Below are 22909 nucleotides of genomic sequence, written 5' to 3'. Positions count from 1 at the left end.
CCTCAGAACTGGTTTTGGAAAGTGGCTGGTTGCGGCCCGGGCGGATCGCGAGCGATCCAGTAGGTGGTCGCTTCGGGGTCGAAAGCGAGGTTCAGCGGCCGCTTGCCGCGCAGCCGCATCACCATCGCCGTCGGCGTCACGACGCCGAAGAAGATCAGCCCCATCACCAGGGGACTGACGATTCTGTGCAGCAGCAGGCCGAACCTGAACCAGAGCCGGTTGAACGGGCCGAGCAGCCGCGGCGCGATCAGCGTGACTGCCAGAGTTGCGGCCGAGGCACCGAGCCAGACCGACATCCACAGGTCGAGGCCGTGGCGGAAGCGCAGCAGCGCGAGGATCAAGAACACCGCGGTGAACACGAAGCCGAAGCTGCGGTTCGAGCCGATGCGGACATCGTCCGCCCGCTTCAGGGTCTCGTGGAAGCGATTGCTGCTCATTGCACACCGGCGGCTTGGCAGTTCATTCTCGCGGCGACGCCGGGGAACGAGCGGCGGATGAACATCGCCAGCTCGGCCGCGGCGAGGTGATTGCCGGGCCCGGTCAGATGATCGGTGGGATCGAATAGGCTTGGCGTGCTGATGAAGCCGCTGGCGTCGCTGGCCACGGTGATGCCGCGCGCCTGCAATGCTTCGGCGATCGCCTTGTGTTCGTCGGCCAAGGCGTTGGTGCCCCCTTCCAGCGCGAGGCCCGACGGCAGTACGAACACCGCGAAGCTGATGCCACGGCTCTTGGCGAAAGCGGCCATCGCTGCAATGTCATCGAAGGTCTGCTGGCTGGTGCCCCCGATCAGCCAGCGATACCATTGCAACGTCGGATTCATGCCGCCGAGCAGGGTGCCCTTCTCGAACCGGTAAGCAACCTTGCGGATGAAGAACGGCAGCTTGAGCAGCGGCGGATGATACATCCGGTACAGACCGGCGTCGGCGCCCTCATACGGCGTCTCGCGGCGTGCGAAGTCGTTGAGGTTGAGTAGATACACCGCAGCGTCGGGCGAGGTGGCTGCCGACTTGACCTGGAACTGCTCGCGGATCTCCTGCGCGCCGTAGCCTGGAACGCCGAGATTCAGCACCTCGGCGCCGCGGCCACAGCCGTTCTGCAGTTCGACGCCGGTGAGATGCGGCAGCGCTTCGGCATCGGCGTGCCAGATGCCGAAGGTCACGGAATCGCCCAGGATCGCGATCCGAGGGCGATCCTTGACCGCAGACAATTCCGGCCCGCGCAACCCCAGCGAATTGATGTGCAGATCGCGGCCGTCGTGACTGCCCCGATAGCCCGGGATCAGTTCGTAGACCAGGCGGGGGTTGTCGGACGCCCGGTAGTAATGGCCCGGCTCGGCCTTGGTGGCGTCGAGCTGCGGCTTCACGACCAGATAGTAGAACGCCGACGCGGCGATCTCCGCGGAGACGAGCAGCACGATCAGCATAGCGACCGCGCCGATGATCTTCACCCGGCGGGAAGTCGTGGTCGGTATCGTTTGCGCCAACGTCATCCGAACAAGCCGTCCAGTCAGGGCGTGACGAGGCGAGCTGCGATCGGGCGCCTCGGGCGCGGGCGATATGATGCACCGCAAGTAGGGTCAATATCGTTGTAATGTTACAGCGATGTGATCGCTCGGCGCTGGACGTCACGACGACCGATCACACGGGCCGTCGCAGTCTCACGTCATTTCCCAATCCTGCGCTCAATCAGATTGTTACGTTGAAGGATCGCGGTCACGCCGCGGTCGATATAGATTCCAATGCGCGACGCGCCGACGACGTTGTCCTCGATCACCACGTCGCGAACCGCAGGGTGGATCGACGGCGCCGACTTGATTTCGAGATGCGCGTCTTCGTCGAGCCGGTTGCCGCGCACGATCACCGCCCGTGTCAGTACCGTCTCGCTCGACGCGGCTCCGATGCGATAAGCGTGTACGCCGATCGCGGATTCTTCCGACAGCACCGCGCGGCTGGTTCCGGCGCGATAGATGTTGCCCTCGACGATGTGATTGTCGAGCAGCTGGATCTGCCATCCCGGCTGGACGTGGGAATACACGAGACCGATCGCGAAGAAGCCGCCGGTGCGGATCGAAATGTTGTCGGCGATGACATGGTTGAGGCCGGTGCCGTAGCTCTGAGCGGCGACACCGCAATCCTCGAAGCGGTTGCCGACGATGAGGAAGTTTTCGCGCGCCAGCGTGACGTCGACGATCGAGGTCTGGTCCAGCGGCACTTGCAGCGGCCGGTCGAGCCGTAGCCGGCGCTCCGTCGCGTCCGCCGATCGCGCGGTTCCCACGACGCGGGCGGTTTGACCGACGCCGTGTCCCCCGACCACCATGACCGCGGCGCCGGCCCAATCGGGTCTGGCAGGCATCGGCACGGGGATGTTTTGCAGCGACAATTGCTGCGGATCGATCGACCTGGCGGGCCCGAGATACAATCCGCCGGGTCCGTCCGCGGTCACTGCCTCGCGGTCGGCGCCGTACAAGCCTTCGAACCGGTTGCGCCCGATGAACACGTTTTCGGAGCCGTTCAACGTGCTGAACAGCGTGTTGATCCCGCCGCCTGTGCCCTGCAGATCGGCTGCGCGGACAGTGTTGTTCTCGAAGATCACCCGGTTGGATCCCGTGATCGAGTACCAACCATACCGTCCGTTGGCGATGATGTTACTCGCGATTACCGCGTCGCTGGCGTCGAGCAGCAGCAGGGCGCTGCCCGATCCAAGAACATCGTTGTCGGTCACGGTGAGTCGGCGCCCGCTGAGACGGATGGTGTGGGGACCCGTGCTGGGAAACTGCCGCTCGATGTCCTGCATCCGGCGATAGGTCGCCTCCGGATCCATCAGGCCGCGATACGCCGATGCGCGAATGCGGACCCGGCGGATCGCGATGTCGGCCGCCTCTTGTACAGCTTTCCCCCCGGAGAATCCGCCAACGATGACGTGCCTGTGGTTGGAGGCGTAGATGGTCAGATCTTCGATCGCGAAATGCGTCGTTCCGCTGATCAGCGCTTCGGGCGGGTCGGCGAGGTCCGGCCACGCCAGGTTCACCAAATGGGTGGCCTCGCCCTTGAGCGTGACGTTCGGCGGAACGTCGATCGCGCCGCGAACGAGATAGCGACCACGCGGAAGATAGACGGTGCCGCCGCCGGCCTGCGCCGCTGCCGCCAGTGCGCGGCCCATCGCCATGGTGTTGTCGCTCCGGCCGTCGCCGTTGCCGCCATAGGCGCGAATGTCGAACGACGTTGCGGTGAAAGCCCGGCGCGGCTGGATCTCGAGCGTCCCGGCGTCGATCGTGGCGCTGTCGCCACCGTCACCATTGGACAGCCGCAATCGGTAACGGCCCGGCGCGAGATCGCTTGGGATCGCGACATGGGACTGCCAGAGATCGCCGTCGCTGGGCCGCAGCGATATCACCGTGTTGCCGGGGCTGCGGTCGTCGATCAGGTCGAGCCGCGCGCGATCCCTGCTCCGCAGGATGTTGCGCCCGAACGCCCGCAGCCAGCCGCCCGGCGACGCCGCCGTGCCGAGATCGCCCTGAATCCAATACACCGTCGGCAGGTTGGCCCGGATGCCGATCCGGCCGTCCGGTGACGACAGTTCGAGAGCGAAGATTCCGGGCGCAAACTCCGCCGGCACCACGACCTTCAACGATTGCGCATCCTGCTGCAGGATTTCGACCGTCTTGTTCTCCGGCGGCGAGCCGCCGGAGTCCGGGATACGGCCGACCGTGACCTTGCTGACCTGGTCGAGATCGGCGCCGGTGACCAGGACCGTCTGATCGGGACCGACCGGATCGTTGAACCAAAAGATCGCCGTTGCCGCCGCCACCTCGTTGCAGGCCAGAATGGCGACGAGCAGCGGCAACGCTCGCCGGAGGACCCACCACAACACCGGCTCTCGACGTAACGGTCGGGACACCGTGCCCCTGTGGGCATGGCGTCGTGCCTGCCGCGCGACTTTCGTCGTCCGGTCCGTATCGTCAGACCATACTGTGGCGATCATTTGGATGTTATAATTATCGAGTTTAACGTCCGGCATCATCTCGGCGATCCCCTATCGATCGGGGTCTATCAGCCCGAGGCGTGAGTTGTGTGACCCGGCCGCGCGATCGCCGTGGCGCCCGTGGAAATGGTCTGGTCAGTGATGTCGGAGAGGACTTTCGCCATGCGCATGCGCACCCTGCTCGGTATCTTCCTTCGCGGAACCGCCATGGCGGTGGCGCTGACGGCTGTCTTCACCGCCGATCTCCGCAACGCCCGCGCGGCGGCGCCGGCGCCTCAGGGCCAGGCGGACGATCCCGTCGTGGCCCGGGTGGACGGCGTCGAGATCCGGGAGAGCGACCTGCAGGCCGCCGATCGCGCGATGGGCCGCAATCTGTCGATGCAACCCGAAGGCCGTCGCGACGATGTGATCAACTTCATGATCGACACCGTCCTGTTCGCGAAGGCGGCGCCCGCCCGATCGGCGTCGGAGCAGGCGGAGATCGAGCGCCGCGTGACGATCGCGCGCAATCGCATCGTCATGGAGCAGATGCTCAAGGCCGCGGGCGACGACGCGGTGAACGAAGCCGCGGTGCGCAAGACCTACGATAACCTGATCGCGTCGATGACGAAGGAGCCGCAGTTGAAGCTCCACATGCTCGACTTCATCATCCCGCCGTTCGCAGCGAAGTCGGATCAGGGCGCTGTCGAAGCTGCCGCGCAGAAGGCCGAAGCCGCCTATGCGCGGATCGCCAAAGGCGAAGCGTTCGACGTCGTCGCGCGGGAGCTGTCGGAGGATCCCACCACAAAGAAAAACGGCGGCTACCGCGGCTTCGTCACGCGCGCGATGATGGGCAAGGACATCGCCGACGTCGCTTACACGCTGGAGCGAGGCAAGGTGTCGCGTCCGATCAGGACCGCCGCGGGCTGGCATCTCATCATGGTCGACGGCGAGCACGAACTCCCCAAGCCGGAGTTCCAGAAGGTGCGCGAGCGGATCGAGATGAACTTGGCCAAGCAGGCGCAGACGGCGCTGATCGAACGGCTGCGTGCCAACGCCAGGATCGAACGGCTGGACGTCAAGCCCACTCAGGCCGACGCTGCGCCGAAGCCTTAGCACCGGCGTCGAGTCCGCGGATCGGGCGCGTCGTTCCGCGCCGTCGTCGGCTGATTCCGCGACGTTCGCCGCGAACGAACCCCCGTTGCCATTGCGCATGCACGGGTTCCGGTTCCTGACCGCCACCAACGGTTGCGGGCCGCTATGCGGCGTAGCGATCGTTTGACCGTTTCGTCCACGTCATATGAGACGATGCGGTGTTCGTGATAACATAAGTCACAAATCGAAGACGTGAATATCATAATTGCCAGCTACGATGTGTTCACCCTAGCCGGCTTCAAACCCCGGGGCGGGGGCGACATCAGTCATCTTCAAAGAGATCAGATAACCTGGAGGTTTTTCCATGCGCCGTCTCGGCTATTTACTCATCACCTCGGCCATCGTCGGCCTGGGTGCCGCTCCCGCCCAAGCTGCGGGTCCCGCCGATCCGTATCCGGATCCGGGCTTCTACATCAACATCATCGGCGGCGGCGCCAGCTTCCCGTCGATCGCCTATCGCGAAGTGTTCGACTGTCAGTATCATCCGCTCGGGTACGATAACGTGAAGGGGCCCGGCCCGCGGACGATCAACTCGAACTGCCCCTCGGCGCCTTACGGCACCGCGACCGGCAAGGGCTACATCTTCGTTTACTACGCGCCGACCGGTTCCGGTAACGGCAAGTCCGCGCTGAAGGCCAACAACAACAACACGCTGACCAATCCGATCAGCACCACCATCCCGTACACCTCGGGCCAGATTCCGGACTACCCCTATCCCCAGTCGGCCGGCTATCACTTCTCGGGCAGCGACGACGTCTGGAACCTCGCCGACCAGATTGCCTGGGAAGCTCCGAACGGTCCGAAGAGCAAGTACGGCAACATGATCCAGCTGCCGGGCGTCGGCGGTGCGGTCACCATCGTGCTCAACGGCAAGGACGGCGCGGGCAGCCCGCTGAACCAGAACGGCGCGGCCGTGTCGGGTTCGACCAGCTCGATCAACATCACCCGGCAGGCGATGTGCGGCATTTTCGCCGGCAAGATCACCACCTGGGACAACCCGCTGCTGACGGCGTCGAACGGCGGCGTGGCGATGGGGTCGGGCCAGATCACCGTCGTGCACCGCTTCGACGGCTCCGGCACCAACTTCCTGTTCACGCAGGCGCTGGTCGCGCAGTGCGCGACGGTCACCGGTCCGGACTACAACGTCTCCGGCACCCCGACCGTGTCCTACGCTTTCCCGTGGGGTGACCAGTCGGTGTGTCCGGCGCTGCCGCGCGGTGCCAACCGCGTCAACTGGCCGGATCAGTTCGCGACGGTCTGCGGCAGCTCCAACCCGGTGCCGACCGGTGCCGCGTTCACCAACCCCGGCGTGAACGGCAGCCAGGCGCTGACCAATCAAGTGGTCAACACCAACGGCGCGATCGGTTACGTCTCGCCTGACTTCACCCAGCCGGCGGTGCCGACCGGGCCGATCACCGCCAACCTGCAGAACGAATGGGACGTCAGCACTAACTCGTCGGGCACGCCGAGCTTCGTGGCGCCGACCCTCGCCGCGACCGCTGCGGCGCTGAGCTCGGTCACCCCCGTGTTCGACAGCACCAGCATCGGCAATCCGCTGGCCTGGAGCCTCCAGGGCGTGATGCCGAACCCGACCCTGCAGGCCGCGTATCCGATCGCCGGCTTCTCGTGGCTCGAGCTGTATCAGTGCTACAACTCGGGCGCCAACATGCCGGTCCAGATCGCCGACGTCCTGTTCGGTCTGTACGGCAGCTCGGCCGTGGAAGCGATCATCAACTCCAACGGCTTGGTCAAGGTCCCGAACGTCTGGCTGACCGAGATCTATAACCTGCTCGGGAACGACAACTACCGCCCGCAGAACACCTGGGAAAACAACCCGGGTAATCAGTGCGTCGGCAAGGTCGGCGCGACCTGATCTCGGCCGCACGGCCAAAAACGGCCGCTTACAATGATCGCGTGCACCCGGCTCGCCGGGTGCACGTTCCATTTTCAGCGCCTCGGCTGGTCTGCGCGAACTTCTCAGGGCAACGAGAACGTCGCAATGCAAATGCTAGTGTGGTGGGGCACGACGCTTCCATCGTGACGGCGGCTGCGGACGGCGATGGCCGAAAGCACCTGCGGCGCGACGCCGCTGCCGCGCCAACGAGTTGATCCAAGATGAGCCAACAATCGAATTCGCAGGACGACCGGATCGGACCGATCGGACGCATGCTGTATCTGGCCGGGGTGCTCGGCATGCACGTCGCCCGGCTGCGCGCGGCCGACAACTTCGACGTCATTCTCGACGACCTCGCATTGTACGAAGACGTGCTGCTCCGAAATGGCGGCAAACGGCTCGCCACCGCCACCGCGCTCGAGATCGGCTACGGTCAGCGCCCGTTCCGGCTGATCGCGCTGAGCTTTATCGGCACCGACGCCGTCGGGATCGATCTGGACGAGCCGGTCTACCGTCTCGATTTGCCGCGGATCGTGAGGTTGCTGCGGGCCAACGGAATGGTTCGCACCGCGAAGTCGCTGGTCAGGCGGGTGATCTTCGATCCGTCGGAGTATCGCAAGCTGTCGTCGGTCCTGCGGTCACGGTACGGCGAGGGGCGCCCATTCGACGCGCGTCGGCTCCTGAGCGGCGACGCCTCCGCTGCTGCCGCCTGGTCAGCGATCCCGCGCGAGCTCGATCTGGTGCTGTCCGAAGACGTCTTCGAACACATTCCGCCGGATCGGATTCCGCCGCTGCTCGACATGATGGCCGAGCGCATGCGCAGGGACTCGCTGGCGATCATCGCGCCGATGATTTTCACCGGCATCTCCGGCGGTCACGATCTCGACTGGTATCCGCACCGCGTCAACGAGCCGCTCGACGGCCGTACGCCACCCTGGGGGCATCTCGTCGGGCAGGCGCGGCCGGCCGACACCTATCTGAACGAGCTGCGCCGAAGCGATTATCGACGCATGTTCGAGCGGTGCTTCGAGATCCTTGAAGAGGTCGATTCATATCATCGACTCGGCGCGCACTATCTGACGCCTCAGCGCCGCGCCGAGCTTGCCGGCTACTCCGACGAGGATCTGTTCGCCAACAAGGTCCGGTTCGTGCTCAAGAAGCGCTGATCAGCGCGGAGTCCAGCGACGCTGGTCGCCGGGAGGGCTATTCCGCAGTCGCTCGTCCGGAAACCGCGCCGGTGCAGAACGAGCGGACTGTTCGCCGCCTCACACTGGCCGGCGGCATTCGATGTACAGCGAATTCGGCTTGTACTCGCCTCCGCTGCCGTCGACTTCCAGCCCGGTGGCGGCCCAGCTCTCGATCGCGCTGTCGTTCCAGCTTCGAACCGTGATCTCGGTGAACCCGGCTTCGCGCAGCACCGTTCGGATGTTCACCCGGTCCCACATCCAGCGGTGGATCTCGCCGCGGGCGCGCGCATCGCCCAACACCAGCTTCTGCAGCCGAGGACCAAAGCCGGGCTTGCGACCCACACCTGCCGGCTCCTGCCGGACACACTGCTCGAACATCGCGGCCACCGAGGCGTCGTGCCGCTGTGCCGCCGTGTCGGTGAGATCGTCTGCGGCGAGTGACCGTTCATAGTCGCGCACGAGATGCTCGAGGTCGGGCAGGCAGATCCGCTGGACCCCGCCCGGCTTGAGAACTCGCAGTACCTCCCTCTGGAAGCTGACCACCGCTTGGCGTGGAATATGCTCCATCACGTGCGAATGATAAACCGCATCGGCGTAGCGGTCCGCGAACGGAATTCCACGGGCGAGATTGTGCCGGATCACCGGGCCGCGCATCGCGCGGACGCGGTCGGCACGTTCGCGCCCGATCACCGGCGTCGCCAGCGGCAGGAGCCAGGAATTCCTGCGCAGCAACGCGTACATCGAAAAGTCGACGTTGATGCACCGCTCCGAAGTTTTGGTGCCGCAACCGAGGTTGACGATCACCGCCGTGGCCGTCCCGGCCTGAACCCTGTCCAGCGCCTGCGCAGACGCCGCGAGGTGGGGCCCTGGCGCGGCGTCGACGGAGGGCCGGGCGGCGGTCGTGCGAAGGCTGGCCTGGCCTGATTCGTTGGACACTGTCGGTCGCTCCAATTGAACGCGCTAGAGGTCGAGGCGAAATCCGGTGCGTCGGCGGATCTCGGCGCGAATTGCCGCGGGGTCGTCCAGACCGGCGAGCGCAGTCTCGAGCTCGTCGACCTTGGCGCCGACCAGCAGCCGGTACCAAAGCCCCTGCAATGCGTGGTAGAGCAGGCCTCGCTTGCCGTCGAGAAAGCCGAAACGAAACACCACCCTGTACAGGAAGTAACCGGAAGCGCTGATCAGATACGGCGTCCGGTTGTAGATCTTCTCTTTGACGAAGCGCTTGAAATCGGCCTGCAACGAACTCTTTTCCGAGCCGGCGCCGTCGCCGTCCCGGGGCAGGAAGCGCCGACGCTGGTTGATGATGTCGATCGCCTCGCGCGTGGCATATTTGTTGTGCTTGTCGATGAAGAACGTCAGGTCGTTGAGGTTGTCGTCGGCGAAGCCGCCATCGAACACGACCGTCTTGCCTCCCCAAACCACCATGTGCTCGTCCATCCAGCGGCTCTCGATGCGTCCCTGGCCGCGCCGCCAGATCCGCAGCAGCAGCATGGGATATCGGCCGCCGTGTCGGACCCACTTGCCGAGAAACATCGTCTTGCGCTTCAGCGTGACGCCGGCGACATCGGCGGGCAGCGCAGGAAGCTCACTGCGAATTCGCACCGCCAGGTCGGGCTCGATGATCTCGTCGGCGTCGAGCCGCATGATCCACGAGGCGGTGATCGGCAGATTGTCGAGCGCCCACTGAAACTGTTTGGCGTAGTTGATGAATTCGTGCTCGAGCACAGTCGCGCCGTGGCTTTTGGCCAACTCGGCGGTGCGGTCGGTCGAATAACTATCGACGACGAAAATCTCGGACGCGATCGGTGCGACGGATCGCAATGCCCGCGCAATGTGGCGTTCCTCGTTGAAGGTCAGCACGATCACGGCGAGGGACATGTCGGCTACCTCGATCGGATATGCTCGGCCGCCGCGTTGCGGCTGCGGGAGAGCGATGTGCCATCCGGCTCGGGGAGCTCCAGCAACCGGCGATAGAGCGAGGCCTGCGCAAACCCGTGCGACGAATAGCCGTATCTCGCTGCGGCTCTCAGCGCGTTGCGCTGCAGCTCCACATAGCGCTCGGGGGCGAGGATGCAGCACATCTCGAATGCATCGAGCAGCGCATCGGCGCCGGTTGAAATCACGATGCCGCTGCCGGTTTCGGCGACATCGTCCGCAACGCCGACCCGTTTCGTAACGATCGCGGGAATGCCGCGAACCAATGCCTCGGCCGCCGCCATGCCGAAGCACTCGTACTCGGATGCCAGCACCACGAAATCCACTTCGCGAAAGAACTGCTCACGGCGCTGGCCGGTCACGAAGCCGATCCAGCTGATCCGGCCGCTGCCGTCGTCCAGGGCGCGAAGCTCGCTCTCATAATCTCTGTCGCCACTGCCGGCGAGCACAAGCTGGCTTCGCTTGGCGCGCACCGCCGCGGAAATAATGTGTTCGAGATGCTTTTTGGGGTGAAAGCGGCCGAGATAGCCGAACCGGATCTGTCCGGCCGTGGCGAAACCGTTGCGCACGCCACGAGGCGGCGCCGATTCCAGATCGTCGTAGACCGGATGGGGGATCACCACCGCCATCCGGTGGCCGGGCGAATCCCGCGCTTCGAGCGCTGATGAATAGATCACGCAGTCGCACAGCTTGACGTAGAACCAGACGATCAGCCGCTTGATCTGTTTTCGTACCCGTGATCGGGTCCGTCGCCGCTCCTCGTAGGTCAGCGTCTCGTGCGGTGTCACGGCGCTGCGACGACCGGACAGCCTGGCGAGCGCGACGGCAAGAATGCTGATCGGCACCCAGCACCCGTCGACGTGGATCACGTCGAACCGGCGGACGTGCCGCAGCAGAAACAATCCGGCACCGAACAGGCCGCCCGTGGCGTGAACCGCGATGCCGCGGGCCACCAGGCGCCGATGATCGGGGAATCCGGCGATGTCACGGCCGCGCGTGCGCAGAGTGAGGCATTCGATCGAGGTATCCGCCGCCGCGGTGGCGATCACCGCGGCGCTGAAGACGCTGGGAGGGCCACCCGTCGCCGGGTCGAGGCTGCCCAGAACTCTTAGAACACGCATCCGCCGCCCCTGTCCTGCCGGAGACGGATGTAGTCAAGCTATGTGATGGTTTAATGATATCGATCCGCTAGACGTTATCAATCTAACATTCGATTTGAACGGCAAGGCCGGACTCCGAACAGCAGCAGCATCATGGTAAGGCCGTGGATGTCGCCGAGATTGAACAATTGGGGCTGGAAGAACGAGGCGAACGTCAGTGCCGTGAGGCCGCCGGCGCGGGCCGCCGCGATGCGCCGGCCTTCCGGATCCCGGCTCGTCGCCGGTTTGGCCAACGCCTTCGCCACGATCGCCGCCAGCGCGGCGACAATCAGGCTGCCTCCGATAACGCCGAATTCGATTAGGGTCCGGAGAAATCCGTTATGGCCGGCTTGCTCGGTGTCGGGCCGCTTGAAGCCGAGGCCGAAAGGGGACTCGGCGATTGCGGCCATCGCGCGCGCCCATTGCTCGTCGCGACCGGTGAAGCCGGAATTCAGGTTGCGCTCGGGATCGTCGAGGGCGAGCATCCCGAACAGCATGTCCGGGAAAAGCAGCGCCGCCGCGACGGCTGCGAACGCGAGCAGTGCGAGCCGCCCGCCGAGCCGTCTCGACGTCACTTCGAACACCAGGAATGCCAGCGCGCAGCCGACCATGGCGAAGCGGGAACTCACAGCGGTTGCGAGCACGAAACATGTCAGCCTCGCCGCAACCATCACATATCCGGGGCGGAACTGGGAGAACACGAACCCGGCGAGCATGACTGAACCCAGCATGTTCGGATGAATGCCGCCGAGGCGGCGCTCCACCGGCCAGCCGTGGACGGCGATCGCATAGGCGCAGAAGATCAGAACTGTGACAGCGATTCCGCCGAAGCAGTCGGCCAGTTCATTGTCTGGCACGGTCCAGAGCGCGGAAAAGCACACGATCACTGCGAGCAGCAGGAGCGTATAGGTTATCCCCTCGAGCACCGCGATTTCACGGCCATGGAGTTGCAGGCCGATCGACAGCAGGATGACCGCAAAGATCGCAGCCTGGAACGGGTTGTACAGCGCCAGCGCTCGGACAGGGCGTGCAGGACCGGCGACCAACGATACCAGGATGAACTGCGACAGGCCCGCCACCTGATACATTTGGTACAGTGGAATGATGGCGCCTTCTGCGGCCCAAACGTCGACGGACGCCAGGGGGAAGAACAGACAGGCGCACCAAGCCCACAACGAAAGCGAGAGCGCGGTGGAACGTCGTAGGCCCGGCGGCTTCGCTGTCGAGAACGCGGTGCGCATTTGATCTGTCGCAGTCACGGCCTTCGATGGCTGGCAAGACAAAGGGTGTCGGGCGCTCCGGTTACAACTCAGGGCAAGGTGCCTGGTCGACACGTTTCACCGACGGGCTGCTACGCGCGCGAAAACCGCGTGTGCACTACGACATGATGTAGCAAGAGGATGAAGCGCGCGTGACGGCTGCGCTTACTGCGGCAATGCCGACGCCGACGCGTCGGTAGGAAGGAGTGATACGTCGCGGCGGGCGACGTGGTCTCAGCTCGCTGCCTGATATTTGGGCGCGGCCGAACTGCGGATCTCCATCCGCTCGCGCATCGCGCGCAGGTTTCCCGCGCATGCTGCGAGCTCGCGGTCGAGCCGCCTCTGGACCAGCCGATCGAAGAATAGCTCGGTCAACCATGGCGACAATTTGGCGCGGGTGTGACCGTCGCGGCTTTTGCGGCAGTCAAGAGGGATCGCGGCGACGGCCTCGCGTGCACCGGCGTGATCGCATCCCATGATTTCAGCGAGTTCGTCGTAAGTAACCCAAATCTGCGGCACGCTTCTGATCTCCGGACCCATTGTTACGATAACGTTCGGTCCCTAAATTTATTTTAATGAAGTCACAGCAATGATAAGAAACATAATTAGCGTCCCGGCCGGAAGAACGATCGGAAGAGCACCTTTTGTGCGGCTTTCGCTCAGTCTCGATGGCCGGGGGGTCATATGCGTTCGGACAGGTGTTTCAAGTCCAACTATCTCGTCTCTTCGGCGCTCGGTCGGAGTACGACGGTCTCCGAATTTTCGATCGGGCCCACCAGGTCAGCCGTTCTGGCGCGCCTCGAGGAGCTGGTCCAGGAGAATGCTCTTCTTGACAGCATCGCGACCGAAACCCGGCTGGAAATCGTCCAGCTGCGACGGCTGCTGACCGAAATCTGAGCTTGCGCTCCTTCGTCGACATTCGCCGTGACGGTGCGCTGGCGACATGACATCCGGGATTCCGTTGCGATGGTTGTCTTAGCGGCCGCCCCGCTGGCCGACCGGTCGGGCCGGTGGCGCGCCGGCTTGTGCATTTCGCTGTTGCCGGGGCCGCGACGTCTATTGAATCGGGGAGCCGACGACGGACAAGCACAGCGTCTCGGCCGAAGGGCTCGAACCGCCGGCGCTCACAGCGATGGCGGCGAACAGCCGGTGCAGTTCGCAATGTGCTGGCCTGTCATGATGCGAATTCGCTTGGTAGTCGCGGTCGGTCTCGGTGTTCTCGGGGCCTCGTCGCTCGGCGGCTGTGGGTTCATTCCGATGTCGGGCCCGTCCAGCCTGGAGATCCGCAGCGACCAGGCTTCGACGCTGCCGTTCGCCGTGGTCAAGCTCGATGCGCGGGCGGTCGAGGTGCTGCAGGCGCACGAGCCGAATGTTCTGGGCGGCGTCTTCACCGATCGCCGTCCTCCGAGCAACATCCGCTTCGGCATCGGCGACGTGCTCGCGATCACCATCTTCGAGGCGTTCGCCGGCGGATTGTTCATTCCCACCGAGGCCGGCGTCCGTCCGGGAAATTTTGTCAATCTGCCGGATCAGGCGGTCGACAACAACGGCAACATCAGCGTGCCCTATGCGGGGCTGATCCGCGCCGCCGGCCGAACCAATGTCGAAGTCCAGAACGCGATCGTCGAGCGGATCAAGAATCGGGCGATCGAGCCGCAGGTGGTGGTGACGCTCAGCCAACAGCGAACCTCGCTGGTCAGCGTGTTCGGCGATGTCCGCACCCCGGTGCGTCTTCCGATGCCGGCAACCGGCGCGCAGGACCGCATCACCGACGCGATCACCCGGGCGGGAGGCATAAGCGCCAATGGCTGGGAAACCTGGGTAATGCTCGAACGCAACGGCAAGCGGGCGACCGTGCCGTTCGCCAACTTGGTGTCGATGCCGTCCAACAACATCTATGTGCAGCCTGGTGACCGGATCTACGTGTATCGCGAGCCGATGAAGTTCCTTGCCTTCGGCGCCACCGGCCTGCAGGGCGAGTTCAATTTCGACGCCTGGCGGATTAATCTGGCGCAGGCCGTCGCCAAGGCAGGCGGATTGTTCGACCTTCAGGCCGACCCCGGTTCGATCTTTCTGTATCGCCGTGAGCCACGCGATGTCGCAGAGCGGCTCGGCGTCGACTGTTCACGCTTCTCCGGTGGGCTAATACCAATCGTCTACAACGTGAGCTTTCAGGACCCCGCGGGCTTCTTCCTGGCAACCAAGGTCGACATGCGGCCCTTCGACGTCATCTATGTCGCGAATGCGCCGCAGGTCGATGTCACCAAGGTGCTGAACTTCATCAACACGGCGGTGGGGACCGCAGACAGTGGCGTCAAGCTGGTCAACGATATCTATATCGCGCGTTTGAACAGCAGGCTCCGCTGAGGCGCCTCTTTCGAAGGTGCAGACAGGTCAGACCGGCAACGCCGGCCGTTGTCGCACCGTTTTTTCTGCGGCGGTCCGGACCCGGGCGCAGACCATCGTGATGCGGACTGTGAGGCCGAACAGATATCCGATCTGCAGCGCGACCGTGATGCCGAGCATTGCCAACAACGCCGCACCGAACTGTACTTGCGTCGCCGCCGCATGGATGCCGACGGCGCCTGTACACCCGATCGCAACCGGGACCAAACTGAACACCCTGTATCGGGTGCCGAGCACCGCACCGATCAGAAAGCCGAGGATTGCCGACATCATGGACTCCACCTTCGGCCAACATCCATCGCAAGTCTTGCATCGGAGTTAAGAGATTGACCGGCTCGGCGATGTGATTCACATTATCGTTCGTGGTCGGCTGATCCGGCCTTCGCGATGGCGCGTGAACGATTTCACATTATTTGTCACATGTCTGATTGTTGGACGCAGGACGATACGGGCTCGGCAAACCGCCCGGCGTGACATTCGGCCCGACAAGGGAATGATCGCCCGTCGCCCGGTTCGCGCGACGTCGGATTCGGAAAGGACTTCTCATGAGCGCGGGAATGCACCGCTCGGCATGCGAATTGATCCTGGGGGCTGGACTGGCTTGCGGTCTCGCGATCGGACCTGCGGGCGCGCAGGCACCCGGAGGCGCTGAGCCTGGAAACCGGCCGGCTTCGATCATGATCGGCGGCGCGTCTGCGCCCGCCCCACGGATCGAACGTTGCGTTGAAGTGGAGATCGGCGGGGCCAATGCGCTCGGCTGCCTCAATCAGAAGCTGCAGCGTGAGGTGGCGAAGGTCAATCCCACCATCAACCTTCCGCCGCTGGACGCGCGCTCCGCCGACGTGCGCATCGGCAACGTCAACGAAGCCGCGGTCAGGCAGCAATATGGCGCCAATTATGGCCAGTCTGTCGTTCCGTATCGGCCGCCTGCGCCGGTCTATTTTGTGCCGGGCCGGTGATGCCGGCGAGTTGGTGCGTTGTGTTCGCCGGAACGGAAGCGACGGGCCCTGCGCGCCGTCGCCGGGTGCCGACCTTTCTGCGGCTCGCTTCGGCCTTGGGGATGCTCGCCGCCATGACGGGGGCGGCGGTTGCTGATGCTGCGGCCCCGGCCGGCGTGACGTCTGCGTCGGCCGGACCGCCTTCCTCGACGCCCCAAGACGATGACGATGAACTGCCGCCGCTGGTGTTCGATCGCGTCGCCGCGCGTCCGCTGACGGTCGCGGATCTGCCTCCTGCTAGCGTTCTGCATGGCGGCCGAACGCTTGCGCCACAGGTCAGGGCCGTCTTCGGGCGCGACTGGCAGGCCGGCCGCGAGACGTATCGTCCGATCGTCGAACGTGAGGCGGCTGCATGGGGAGTGCCTGCCGCGCTGCTGGATTCGGTTCTGGCGGTCGAGAGCGGCTACAATCCGGGCGCTGTCGGAATGGACGGCGAGATCGGGCTGATGCAGGTGATGCCGACGACGGCAAGGATGTTGGGATTCTCCGGCACGATCGCAGAACTCGCTGTTCCGGAGGTCAATATCCACTACGGGGCGAAATACCTCGCGGGTGCCTGGCGCAAGGCGAACGAGGACATCTGCACGGCCGCGATGAAATACCGCGCCGGCCATGGCGAGACGAGGTTCTCGGTGCTTTCGGTCGAATACTGCATCCGTGTCCGCAGCCAATTGGCGGCGCGCGGCGTTGCGGTTCATGGTCAGGTCCCGACGCCGACGTTCGGCGCCGCGACGGCGGGTCGGGGATCCCTACGCCGGCCGATGTTCGGCGGCTCGGTGAATTTCGCCGAACTCAACACCTTGCTGCGCGGACTCGCCGCGCGGCCCGCGCCGGTCCGATAGATTCGGCGGCTCGCTTCTCTCCAGCGGATCACGCCGCATTGCGGCGGTTCTGCCGGGTGCCTGGAATCGTTGCACGTTCGCCCGGACGCGACCGATCTCGTCCATTGCAGCGCCCGGGGGCACGCCTTCGTGACACGCGAGATTTAATTAACATTTCGTATGATGTTATGCTATCCTAAGCTGTAACAAATTGAGTTGCACTCATCGCTGCAATTTGGAGGCTTGATAATGGACCAGAACCGGGACGAAACGGATACGCCAGCCGGTACCACCCGGCGCACGCTGCTAACCAGTCACGCCAAAGCCATGGTCGGGATCGCGGCCGGTGTGGTGGCCGCCAGCTTGGCCCGAGTGACATCGGCGCACGCAGTGGTGCGGCCGCCGTGCTACCTCAAAGGCACCCGGATCAGGACGGTCGACGGCGACCGCGCGATCGAAGAACTGTCGGTCGGCGATCTGCTGCCGACCGCGCTGGCCGGCGTGCAGCCGATCGAGTGGATTGGGAGCTGGCGGCACAGCAAGTCCGCGGGTCGGTCCTGGCCGGACTCGGCGCGGCCGGTTCGGATCGCCAAATCGGCGCTCGGTCCGAACGTGCCGAGTGCCGATCTCTACGTGACCCAGGGCCACGCGCTGTATATCGACGGCGTGCTGGTTACGGCCGGCAGCCTGATCAACGGAACATCGATCGTTCTCGATGCCGGAGAGCACTTCGCCGAACTCGAATATTACCATATCAAGCTTCCCGGCCACGCCGTGGTGTTCGCGGAAGGTGCCGCGTGTGAGACGCTGCGGCAACTGCCGGCTCCGGCATCCGGTTACGATACGAATGCGCGAAGCGGCGCTGCACCGCGCCAGGACGAGACTTGCGCGCCGGTCCTGTATTCCGGGACCAGCGGCGAGATCCGTGCGCGTCTCCGCAGCATGCTTTCGCCGATGCTGGGACCGCAGAAGCTGGATCTGATCCGCGCCCGTCTGGCTGAAGCCGCAGTCGCGCTCTGATCTGGGTTCTCCCGGCTCGCACGTCGGCTCCCGGTGCTCCGGGAGCCGGGTGGTGTCCTCGAGGTCGGGTTGGACGGCGCTGCAACAGCGTCTCCGTCCGCGTAGGCCGACGTCTCGACTGCGGGGGCGTTGGCGGCCCTGAAAAACCACCCGTGACGAGAGGCTAGAGCTTTGAATCGGAAGGGCAGCACTCGGCGCGGGCTTCGGTTTCGTCCGCGCAGCGACTGTCGATCTCGCATTGTATTCGGTAGTCGTCGCGCAGGGCGGGCGCCAGCGCCCGCCAGCATCTGACTGCCTCGCGATACGCCCGCTCCCGCTCAGGAGAGCTGGCTCGCCAGACCGCCAGCCGATCCGAATCGCCCTGCGTCGCGTCGCCGGAGGTCAGGCGGAGAATCCAGCCGAGCGCTTCACGGATCGAAGGATCCAAGAATCCGGCGGTGGTAATTGGTCTCGGCACGTTCCTGCGCTTTCCCTCGGACGCCGGTCGTCAGACGACGGCCGCCGCGTCTCTGATCGTAAGACGATCCAGGAGCGGGGAATCCGAATTTACCGGGAACCGGACGCTTCAGACGTTCGGCGCAGTGCTCCACGGCCTGCTTGAGGTCGGTCTCGACAGTGCGCACCGTGACGCCGAGATGCTCGGCGATCTCGCGATGAGGGCGTCCGTCGATCCGCGACAGCAACAGCACGCGGCGGCGGCGCTCGGGAAGCTCGGCGATCGCCTCGCGCAGCAGGCCCACCTCAGAGCGATCCTCGATCACGCGTGCCGCGTTGGGCCGGTCGTCGGGAATCTCGAGCAGAGCATCGATCTCGGCGGTGGTGAGGCGCCGCTGCTCGGCGCGGCGGCGATCATGCGCGATGTTCAGGGCGATCCTGAACAAATACGCCCGCGGGCTGCGCACGGCGCCGACATCGCGGAGCCGCTCCAGCCGCAGATAGGTCTCCTGCAACACGTCGGAAGCGAGATCCGCCGAACCCAGCCGGCGCGTCAGGCGCCGGTCGAGCTCACCGTAATCGGCGACCAGCAATGCGCGGAGCGCCTCTGCCGTCGTGGTACTCATAACATTACTCCACTCCCTCATCGGGAGTCCCACATTTCCGGGGGGACCATATTCAGCCGGGGCAACGTTATTGTGACATCATTTTAACATGCGGTGTCGTGGTGCGCGGCGCCGCGAGTCACGATCAAAGATGTCGCGCCAGTTTGTTTTCGCAGTATCCGTGATCGTCACGTCTAACATGAGGAACGTGACGCCGGCGCCGACCGCCGCCGGCAGCATCCGTAAAATGATACTGACGACCAGCGGGTGATCGAGGGCCGGGGTGACTTGTTATCGTATTCAGCGCCGAGCCCGGCCGCCGCAGTGGCGGCTGGTGCCGGCGGATGTGACCTGCTCCGCGACCGGTGGGGCCGGGCGGTCGTCGTCATCCGCACTGGTATCGTCTGTTGTGTGCGGCGCCGCGATGCTGTTGCTCGGGGTTTCGTCCGCGGCTGCCGAGGCAAAGGCGACATCGAGGGCCGCAGATCCGGCCAAACCGGCCGCCGCGGACGGCGCCAAGCCGGCGGCGTCCGGCCCGGCGGTCCGGTTCGACATCGACGAATTCCGCGTCGAAGGCGCTGATCATCTGCCGCAGATCGAAGTCGAGGCGGCGGTCTACCCGTTCATGGGGCCTGGCCGCACTGCCGACGACGTCGAGAAGGCGCGCGCCGCACTGGAGAAGGCCTATCACGACAGGGGCTTGCAAACGGTCGGCGTCGCCGTGCCGCAGCAGGACGCACAACGCGGCTTCATCGTCCTGAAGGTGACCGAGAACAAGGTGGGCCGGCTGCGGGTCAAGGGCTCCCGCTATTTCGATCTCGGCAAGATCAAGGGGAGTGCCACCTCGCTCAAAGAGGGGACGCTGCCGAACTTCAATGAAGTCACCAAGGACATCGTAGCGCTCAACCGCTGGCCCGACCGTCGCGTCACGCCCGCGCTGCGTGCCGGTGTGACTCCGGGGACCGTCGACGTGGATCTCAACGTCGAGGACACCTATCCGCTGCACGGCAGCGTCGAGCTCAACAACCGGCAAAGTCCGAGCACCACGCCGCAGCGCCTCAGCCTGTCGGCGCGCTACGACAATCTGTGGCAGCTCGGCCATTCGGCCACCTTCACCTTCCAGACCGCGCCGCTCAATCCGAAGGATGCTACGGTGTTCTCGGGCTCCTATATGGCCCGCACCGACTACGACTGGCTCAACGTGCTGATCTACGGGCTGAAGTCCGACAGTTCGGTGGCGACCGTGGGCGGGGCCAATGTGGTCGGCCCCGGCCACGTGATCGGTTTTCGCAACGTCATTACGCTACCGCCCAAGGGCGAGCTGTTCCACACACTGTCGTTCGGCGCCGACTACAAGGATTTCCAGCAGACCCTGTCGCTGGCCTCCAACTCGTTCGACTCGCCGGTCCGCTATGTCCCGCTGGTGGCCGCCTACACCGCGAGCTTCCAGGGCGAGGGGCGCCTGACCCAGCTCAACGCCACGATCACCACTGGTCTCCGTGGCATTGGCAGCGATCCGAACCAGTTCGACGTCAAACGCTACAAGGCGACCGCCAGCTTCATTTCGCTGCGCGGCGACGTTTCGCACACCCACGATCTGCCCGGCGGTCTGCAGGTGTTCGGCAAGGTTCAAGGCCAGGCCGCCGACCAGCCGCTGGTATCCAGCGAGCAGCTCAGCCTCGGCGGTCAGGACACCGTTCGCGGCTATCTGGAGTCAGAAGTACTCGGCGATTACGGCGTCGCCGGCACCCTGGAGCTGCGTTCACCGAACATCGCTCCCTACATGGAGCAGACCTACGACGTTCCTGGCCGCCAGCCGGTCAAGCTCAACATCTTCAACGATTGGCGGTTCTTCGCTTTCGCCGACGCCGGCTACGCGCGGATCCACGATCCGCTGCCGGACCAGCAATATCAGTTCGATCTGGCGAGCTACGGCGTCGGCATACGGATGAAGACGCTCGATCATCTCAATGCGATCGTATTCGTCGGCATGCCGCTGACGACGCAGCAAGTCACGGTCTCGAACCATCCGCGGGTGAGTTTTCGAGTTTGGGGAGAATTCTGATGACGCTCGGGACCCGCAAGGGAATCCAGTTGCGGATCGCGCAGGCCGTTGCCGCGCTGATCCTCGTCGTCGCGCTGTGGCCGCAGCAGGCCGCGGCGTGGTGGAACGACGAATGGAGCATGCGCAAGAAGATCGTGTTCGACACCGGCGCGTCCGGCGCCGCCGTCAGCGACGCGATCGGCACCACGCCGATGCTGGTCCGGCTGCACGTCGGCAACTTCCGCTTCGGCTCGGCCAAGGAGGACGGCGGTGACCTGCGCTTCGTCGCCGGCGACGACAAGACGCCGCTGAAGCATCACGTCGAGAAATACGACTCGCTGATCGGCGAGGCGCTGATCTGGGTCGCGGTTCCGGATCTGAAGCCGGGCACCAAGAACGAGATCTGGTTGTACTACGGCAACGCCAAGGTGCCGGCCGCGGTCGACGCCAAGAACACTTACGATCCCAACACTCTGCTGGTGTATCACTTCGCCGAACGCGGCACGCCGCCGCAGGACATCAGCGCGTGGGGCAATTCGGCCACGACGCCGGTCGCCGCCGCCGACGGCGCGATCATCGGCCAGGGTGCCCGGTTCGACGGCCTGTCCGCGCTGACTATTCCGGCAGGCCCGCCACTCGCCATCGCCGCGGGCGGCGAGATGACGTGGTCGCTGTGGCTGAAGAGCGCTGCTCCGCAGCCGCACGCCGTGCTGTATGCGCGGCGCGACGGCGCCAACGCGCTGATCATCGGCCTCGACAACGGCGTGCCGTTCGTTGAAGTGACGGCGGCCGGCGCGACCCAGCGCGGCTTCGGCGGCGCGGCGATCCCCGCCGCCACCTGGCATCATCTCGCCGTCACCGCCAAGGCCGGCCAGATCGTGATCTATGTCGACGGCGCGCAAGCCGGGACGCTCGCGGCGGCGCTACCGGTGCTGACCGGTATCGCCTCGGTCGGCAAGGATGCGGCCGCCGCGGCTCCGGTCGCGCCCGATGCCGCCGCGGCCCCGGTCGCGGCCGACGCCGCCGCGGCCCCGGCTGCTGCCGGCGACGCCGCGGCAGCACCTGCTGCAGCGCCCGACGCCGCAGCCGCGCCGACGGTGCCCGCGGATGCGGCCGCCGCGCCGGACGCGGCCGGCGCCGCGCCGCTCATCGGCTTCGTCGGTGATATCGACGAATTTCAGATCGCCAAGGTCGCGCGGCCTGCCGGCTTCATCAAGGTCGCGGCGATCGGACAAGGGCCGGACCAGGCCAAGCTCACCACCTTCAGCGTCGACGAGGAAACCGCGAGTTGGCTCAGCGGCTATTTCGCCGTGATCCTGAAATCGGTCACGCTCGACGGCTGGATCGTGATCGGCATCCTCGCCATCATGATGGTGATCAGCTGGGTCGTGATGGTCGACCGTGTTTCGTATCTGAACCGGGTGACCAAGGGCAACACCGTCTTCCTGAAGCATTTCCGCGAGGCGGCGAACGATCTCGAAGGTGTGCTGCAGCTCGACAGCGAGGAGAGCGATCCCAGCCTCGGCGGCGGCGTCGACGTCAAGCATCACAAGATCATTCACGCGTCGCCGCTGTACCGGCTGATGCATCTCGGCGCGCAGCAGATCCGCTTGCGCTTTTCCGGCAACGGCGGCGCTCGCGCGCTGTCGCCACAGGCGATCCAGTCGATCCGCGCGGTGCTCGACAGCGGCCTGATCCACGAGGCGCAGCGCCTCAACAAGATGATGGTGATGCTGACGATCGCGATTTCCGGCGGACCGTTTCTCGGCCTGCTCGGCACCGTGGTCGGCGTGATGATCACCTTCGCGGCGATCGCGGCGTCGGGCGACGTCAACGTCAACGCGATCGCACCCGGCATCGCTGCGGCGCTGGTCGCAACGGTGGCAGGTCTCGCTGTCGCGATCCCGGCGTTGTTCGGCTACAACTACCTGACCATCCGCATCAAGGACGCCACCAACGACATGCACGTCTTCGTCGACGAGCTCGTCACCAAGATGGCCGAGTCCTACCACCAGCAGCCCGGCGCGCCACGCCGGCAGGCCGCGGAGTGA

General features: G+C 65.0%; 21 protein-coding genes. 10 read left to right on the top strand and 11 right to left on the bottom strand.

The genetic code is table 11. The features are described 5' to 3' along the window. Positions 1-2: 2 nt before the first annotated feature. The 3 genes from DNX69_RS04515 to DNX69_RS04505 form a co-directional block, all read right to left on the bottom strand. The gene (locus DNX69_RS04515) at positions 3-437 is read right to left on the bottom strand and encodes an SxtJ family membrane protein (RefSeq protein ID WP_110784783.1); all 435 of its coding nucleotides are present in this window, start codon (positions 435-437) and stop codon (positions 3-5) included. Further along, the gene (locus tag DNX69_RS04510; protein WP_133255967.1) at positions 434-1489 is read right to left on the bottom strand and encodes an SGNH/GDSL hydrolase family protein; all 1056 of its coding nucleotides are present in this window, start codon (positions 1487-1489) and stop codon (positions 434-436) included. The genes DNX69_RS04515 and DNX69_RS04510 overlap by 4 nt, the downstream gene beginning before the upstream one ends. Positions 1490-1662: 173 nt before the next feature. Further along, positions 1663-3867 carry a glycosyl hydrolase family 28-related protein gene (locus tag DNX69_RS04505; RefSeq protein ID WP_165825179.1) on the bottom strand — a complete coding sequence of 735 codons (2205 nt, stop codon included), beginning with the start codon at positions 3865-3867 and terminating at the stop codon, positions 1663-1665. Positions 3868-4143: 276 nt separating this feature from the next. Between DNX69_RS04505 and DNX69_RS04500 the strand changes: the two genes are divergently transcribed. From DNX69_RS04500 to DNX69_RS04490, 3 genes are all read left to right on the top strand, one after another. Then, a complete protein-coding gene (locus DNX69_RS04500) occupies positions 4144-5076 on the top strand; it encodes a peptidylprolyl isomerase (RefSeq protein WP_133255966.1) in 933 nt (310 codons plus the stop codon). A gap of 343 nt (positions 5077-5419) precedes the next feature. After that, positions 5420-6988: a substrate-binding domain-containing protein gene (locus DNX69_RS04495; protein ID WP_110784779.1), complete on the top strand. Its 1569-nt coding sequence runs from the start codon at positions 5420-5422 to the stop codon at positions 6986-6988. A gap of 242 nt (positions 6989-7230) precedes the next feature. Continuing rightward, entirely contained in the window at positions 7231-8175 is a 945-nt protein-coding gene (locus tag DNX69_RS04490; RefSeq protein WP_110784778.1) for a hypothetical protein, read from the top strand. A 99-nt stretch (positions 8176-8274) separates the two neighbouring features. Here the strand turns inward: DNX69_RS04490 and DNX69_RS04485 are convergent, their stop codons facing one another. From DNX69_RS04485 to DNX69_RS04475, 3 genes are read right to left on the bottom strand one after another with little or no spacing between them, the layout of a single operon-like run. Continuing rightward, on the bottom strand, positions 8275-9132 hold the full coding sequence (locus DNX69_RS04485) for a class I SAM-dependent methyltransferase (RefSeq protein WP_133255965.1): 858 nt from the start codon (positions 9130-9132) through the stop codon (positions 8275-8277). A gap of 24 nt (positions 9133-9156) precedes the next feature. Next, complete coding sequence (locus tag DNX69_RS04480) at positions 9157-10074, bottom strand: glycosyltransferase family 2 protein (protein ID WP_110784776.1); 918 nt, start codon at positions 10072-10074, stop codon at positions 9157-9159. 5 nt (positions 10075-10079) lie between these two features. Next, positions 10080-11000 (bottom strand): glycosyltransferase, encoded by a 921-nt coding sequence (locus DNX69_RS04475; protein ID WP_165825178.1) that lies wholly within the window; start codon positions 10998-11000, stop codon positions 10080-10082. Here DNX69_RS04475 and DNX69_RS26230 point away from each other — a divergent pair. Then, positions 10992-11243 carry a hypothetical protein gene (locus DNX69_RS26230; protein ID WP_165825177.1) on the top strand — a complete coding sequence of 84 codons (252 nt, stop codon included), beginning with the start codon at positions 10992-10994 and terminating at the stop codon, positions 11241-11243. The two genes, DNX69_RS04475 and DNX69_RS26230, sit on opposite strands and share 9 nt — an antisense overlap. A gap of 86 nt (positions 11244-11329) precedes the next feature. Here DNX69_RS26230 and DNX69_RS04470 read toward each other — a convergent pair whose 3' ends face one another. Together DNX69_RS04470 and DNX69_RS04465 are read right to left on the bottom strand one after the other, a co-directional pair. Then, positions 11330-12511: an O-antigen ligase family protein gene (locus DNX69_RS04470; RefSeq protein ID WP_133255964.1), complete on the bottom strand. Its 1182-nt coding sequence runs from the start codon at positions 12509-12511 to the stop codon at positions 11330-11332. A gap of 252 nt (positions 12512-12763) precedes the next feature. Continuing rightward, entirely contained in the window at positions 12764-13069 is a 306-nt protein-coding gene (locus tag DNX69_RS04465; RefSeq protein ID WP_110784773.1) for a hypothetical protein, read from the bottom strand. Positions 13070-13708: 639 nt separating this feature from the next. Here DNX69_RS04465 and DNX69_RS04455 point away from each other — a divergent pair. Continuing rightward, complete coding sequence (locus DNX69_RS04455) at positions 13709-14896, top strand: polysaccharide biosynthesis/export family protein (RefSeq protein WP_349626949.1); 1188 nt, start codon at positions 13709-13711, stop codon at positions 14894-14896. Positions 14897-14923: 27 nt separating this feature from the next. Here the strand turns inward: DNX69_RS04455 and DNX69_RS04450 are convergent, their stop codons facing one another. After that, complete coding sequence (locus tag DNX69_RS04450) at positions 14924-15208, bottom strand: hypothetical protein (RefSeq protein ID WP_110784771.1); 285 nt, start codon at positions 15206-15208, stop codon at positions 14924-14926. A gap of 272 nt (positions 15209-15480) precedes the next feature. Here DNX69_RS04450 and DNX69_RS26535 point away from each other — a divergent pair, with 272 nt between their 5' ends. The 3 genes from DNX69_RS26535 to DNX69_RS04435 all read left to right on the top strand — a co-directional run bounded on the left by DNX69_RS26535 (position 15481) and on the right by DNX69_RS04435 (position 17774). After that, the gene (locus DNX69_RS26535) at positions 15481-15894 is read left to right on the top strand and encodes a hypothetical protein (protein WP_234826842.1); all 414 of its coding nucleotides are present in this window, start codon (positions 15481-15483) and stop codon (positions 15892-15894) included. Between the two features lie 65 nt (positions 15895-15959). Then, entirely contained in the window at positions 15960-16775 is an 816-nt protein-coding gene (locus tag DNX69_RS04440; protein ID WP_234826841.1) for a lytic transglycosylase domain-containing protein, read from the top strand. A gap of 228 nt (positions 16776-17003) precedes the next feature. Beyond that, the gene (locus tag DNX69_RS04435; RefSeq protein WP_110784770.1) at positions 17004-17774 is read left to right on the top strand and encodes a Hint domain-containing protein; all 771 of its coding nucleotides are present in this window, start codon (positions 17004-17006) and stop codon (positions 17772-17774) included. A 163-nt stretch (positions 17775-17937) separates the two neighbouring features. Here DNX69_RS04435 and DNX69_RS26880 read toward each other — a convergent pair whose 3' ends face one another. Continuing rightward, positions 17938-18231 carry a FecR/PupR family sigma factor regulator gene (locus tag DNX69_RS26880; protein WP_110784769.1) on the bottom strand — a complete coding sequence of 98 codons (294 nt, stop codon included), beginning with the start codon at positions 18229-18231 and terminating at the stop codon, positions 17938-17940. Next, on the bottom strand, positions 18182-18835 hold the full coding sequence (locus DNX69_RS04425; protein WP_110784768.1) for an RNA polymerase sigma factor: 654 nt from the start codon (positions 18833-18835) through the stop codon (positions 18182-18184). The genes DNX69_RS26880 and DNX69_RS04425 overlap by 50 nt, the downstream gene beginning before the upstream one ends. Before the next feature lie 403 nt (positions 18836-19238). Between DNX69_RS04425 and DNX69_RS04420 the strand changes: the two genes are divergently transcribed. Both DNX69_RS04420 and DNX69_RS04415 read left to right on the top strand, forming a co-directional pair. Further along, the gene (locus tag DNX69_RS04420) at positions 19239-20879 is read left to right on the top strand and encodes a ShlB/FhaC/HecB family hemolysin secretion/activation protein (RefSeq protein ID WP_110784767.1); all 1641 of its coding nucleotides are present in this window, start codon (positions 19239-19241) and stop codon (positions 20877-20879) included. Then, positions 20879-22909: a DUF2341 domain-containing protein gene (locus DNX69_RS04415; RefSeq protein WP_110784766.1), complete on the top strand. Its 2031-nt coding sequence runs from the start codon at positions 20879-20881 to the stop codon at positions 22907-22909. Before DNX69_RS04420 ends, DNX69_RS04415 begins: the two co-directional genes overlap by 1 nt.

The organism is Rhodopseudomonas palustris, from assembly GCF_003226555.1.
GTDB lineage: Bacteria > Pseudomonadota > Alphaproteobacteria > Rhizobiales > Xanthobacteraceae > Rhodopseudomonas > Rhodopseudomonas palustris_I.
Note: the sequence above shows the minus strand (reverse complement) of the source record. Positions and strands in the feature narration are given on the sequence as shown.

Coding starts and splice junctions, on each gene's coding strand:
- DNX69_RS04515 (WP_110784783.1), bottom strand. CDS start 437: ATGAGCAGCAATCGCTTCCACGAGACCCTGAAGCGGGCGGACGATGTC.
- DNX69_RS04510 (WP_133255967.1), bottom strand. CDS start 1,489: ATGACGTTGGCGCAAACGATACCGACCACGACTTCCCGCCGGGTGAAG.
- DNX69_RS04500 (WP_133255966.1), top strand. CDS start 4,144: ATGCGCATGCGCACCCTGCTCGGTATCTTCCTTCGCGGAACCGCCATG.
- DNX69_RS04495 (WP_110784779.1), top strand. CDS start 5,420: ATGCGCCGTCTCGGCTATTTACTCATCACCTCGGCCATCGTCGGCCTG.
- DNX69_RS04490 (WP_110784778.1), top strand. CDS start 7,231: ATGAGCCAACAATCGAATTCGCAGGACGACCGGATCGGACCGATCGGA.
- DNX69_RS04480 (WP_110784776.1), bottom strand. CDS start 10,074: ATGTCCCTCGCCGTGATCGTGCTGACCTTCAACGAGGAACGCCACATT.
- DNX69_RS04470 (WP_133255964.1), bottom strand. CDS start 12,511: ATGCGCACCGCGTTCTCGACAGCGAAGCCGCCGGGCCTACGACGTTCC.
- DNX69_RS04465 (WP_110784773.1), bottom strand. CDS start 13,069: ATGGGTCCGGAGATCAGAAGCGTGCCGCAGATTTGGGTTACTTACGAC.
- DNX69_RS04455 (WP_349626949.1), top strand. CDS start 13,709: ATGCGAATTCGCTTGGTAGTCGCGGTCGGTCTCGGTGTTCTCGGGGCC.
- DNX69_RS04450 (WP_110784771.1), bottom strand. CDS start 15,208: ATGATGTCGGCAATCCTCGGCTTTCTGATCGGTGCGGTGCTCGGCACC.
- DNX69_RS26535 (WP_234826842.1), top strand. CDS start 15,481: ATGAGCGCGGGAATGCACCGCTCGGCATGCGAATTGATCCTGGGGGCT.
- DNX69_RS04435 (WP_110784770.1), top strand. CDS start 17,004: ATGGACCAGAACCGGGACGAAACGGATACGCCAGCCGGTACCACCCGG.
- DNX69_RS04425 (WP_110784768.1), bottom strand. CDS start 18,835: ATGAGTACCACGACGGCAGAGGCGCTCCGCGCATTGCTGGTCGCCGAT.
- DNX69_RS04420 (WP_110784767.1), top strand. CDS start 19,239: ATGCTGTTGCTCGGGGTTTCGTCCGCGGCTGCCGAGGCAAAGGCGACA.
- DNX69_RS04415 (WP_110784766.1), top strand. CDS start 20,879: ATGACGCTCGGGACCCGCAAGGGAATCCAGTTGCGGATCGCGCAGGCC.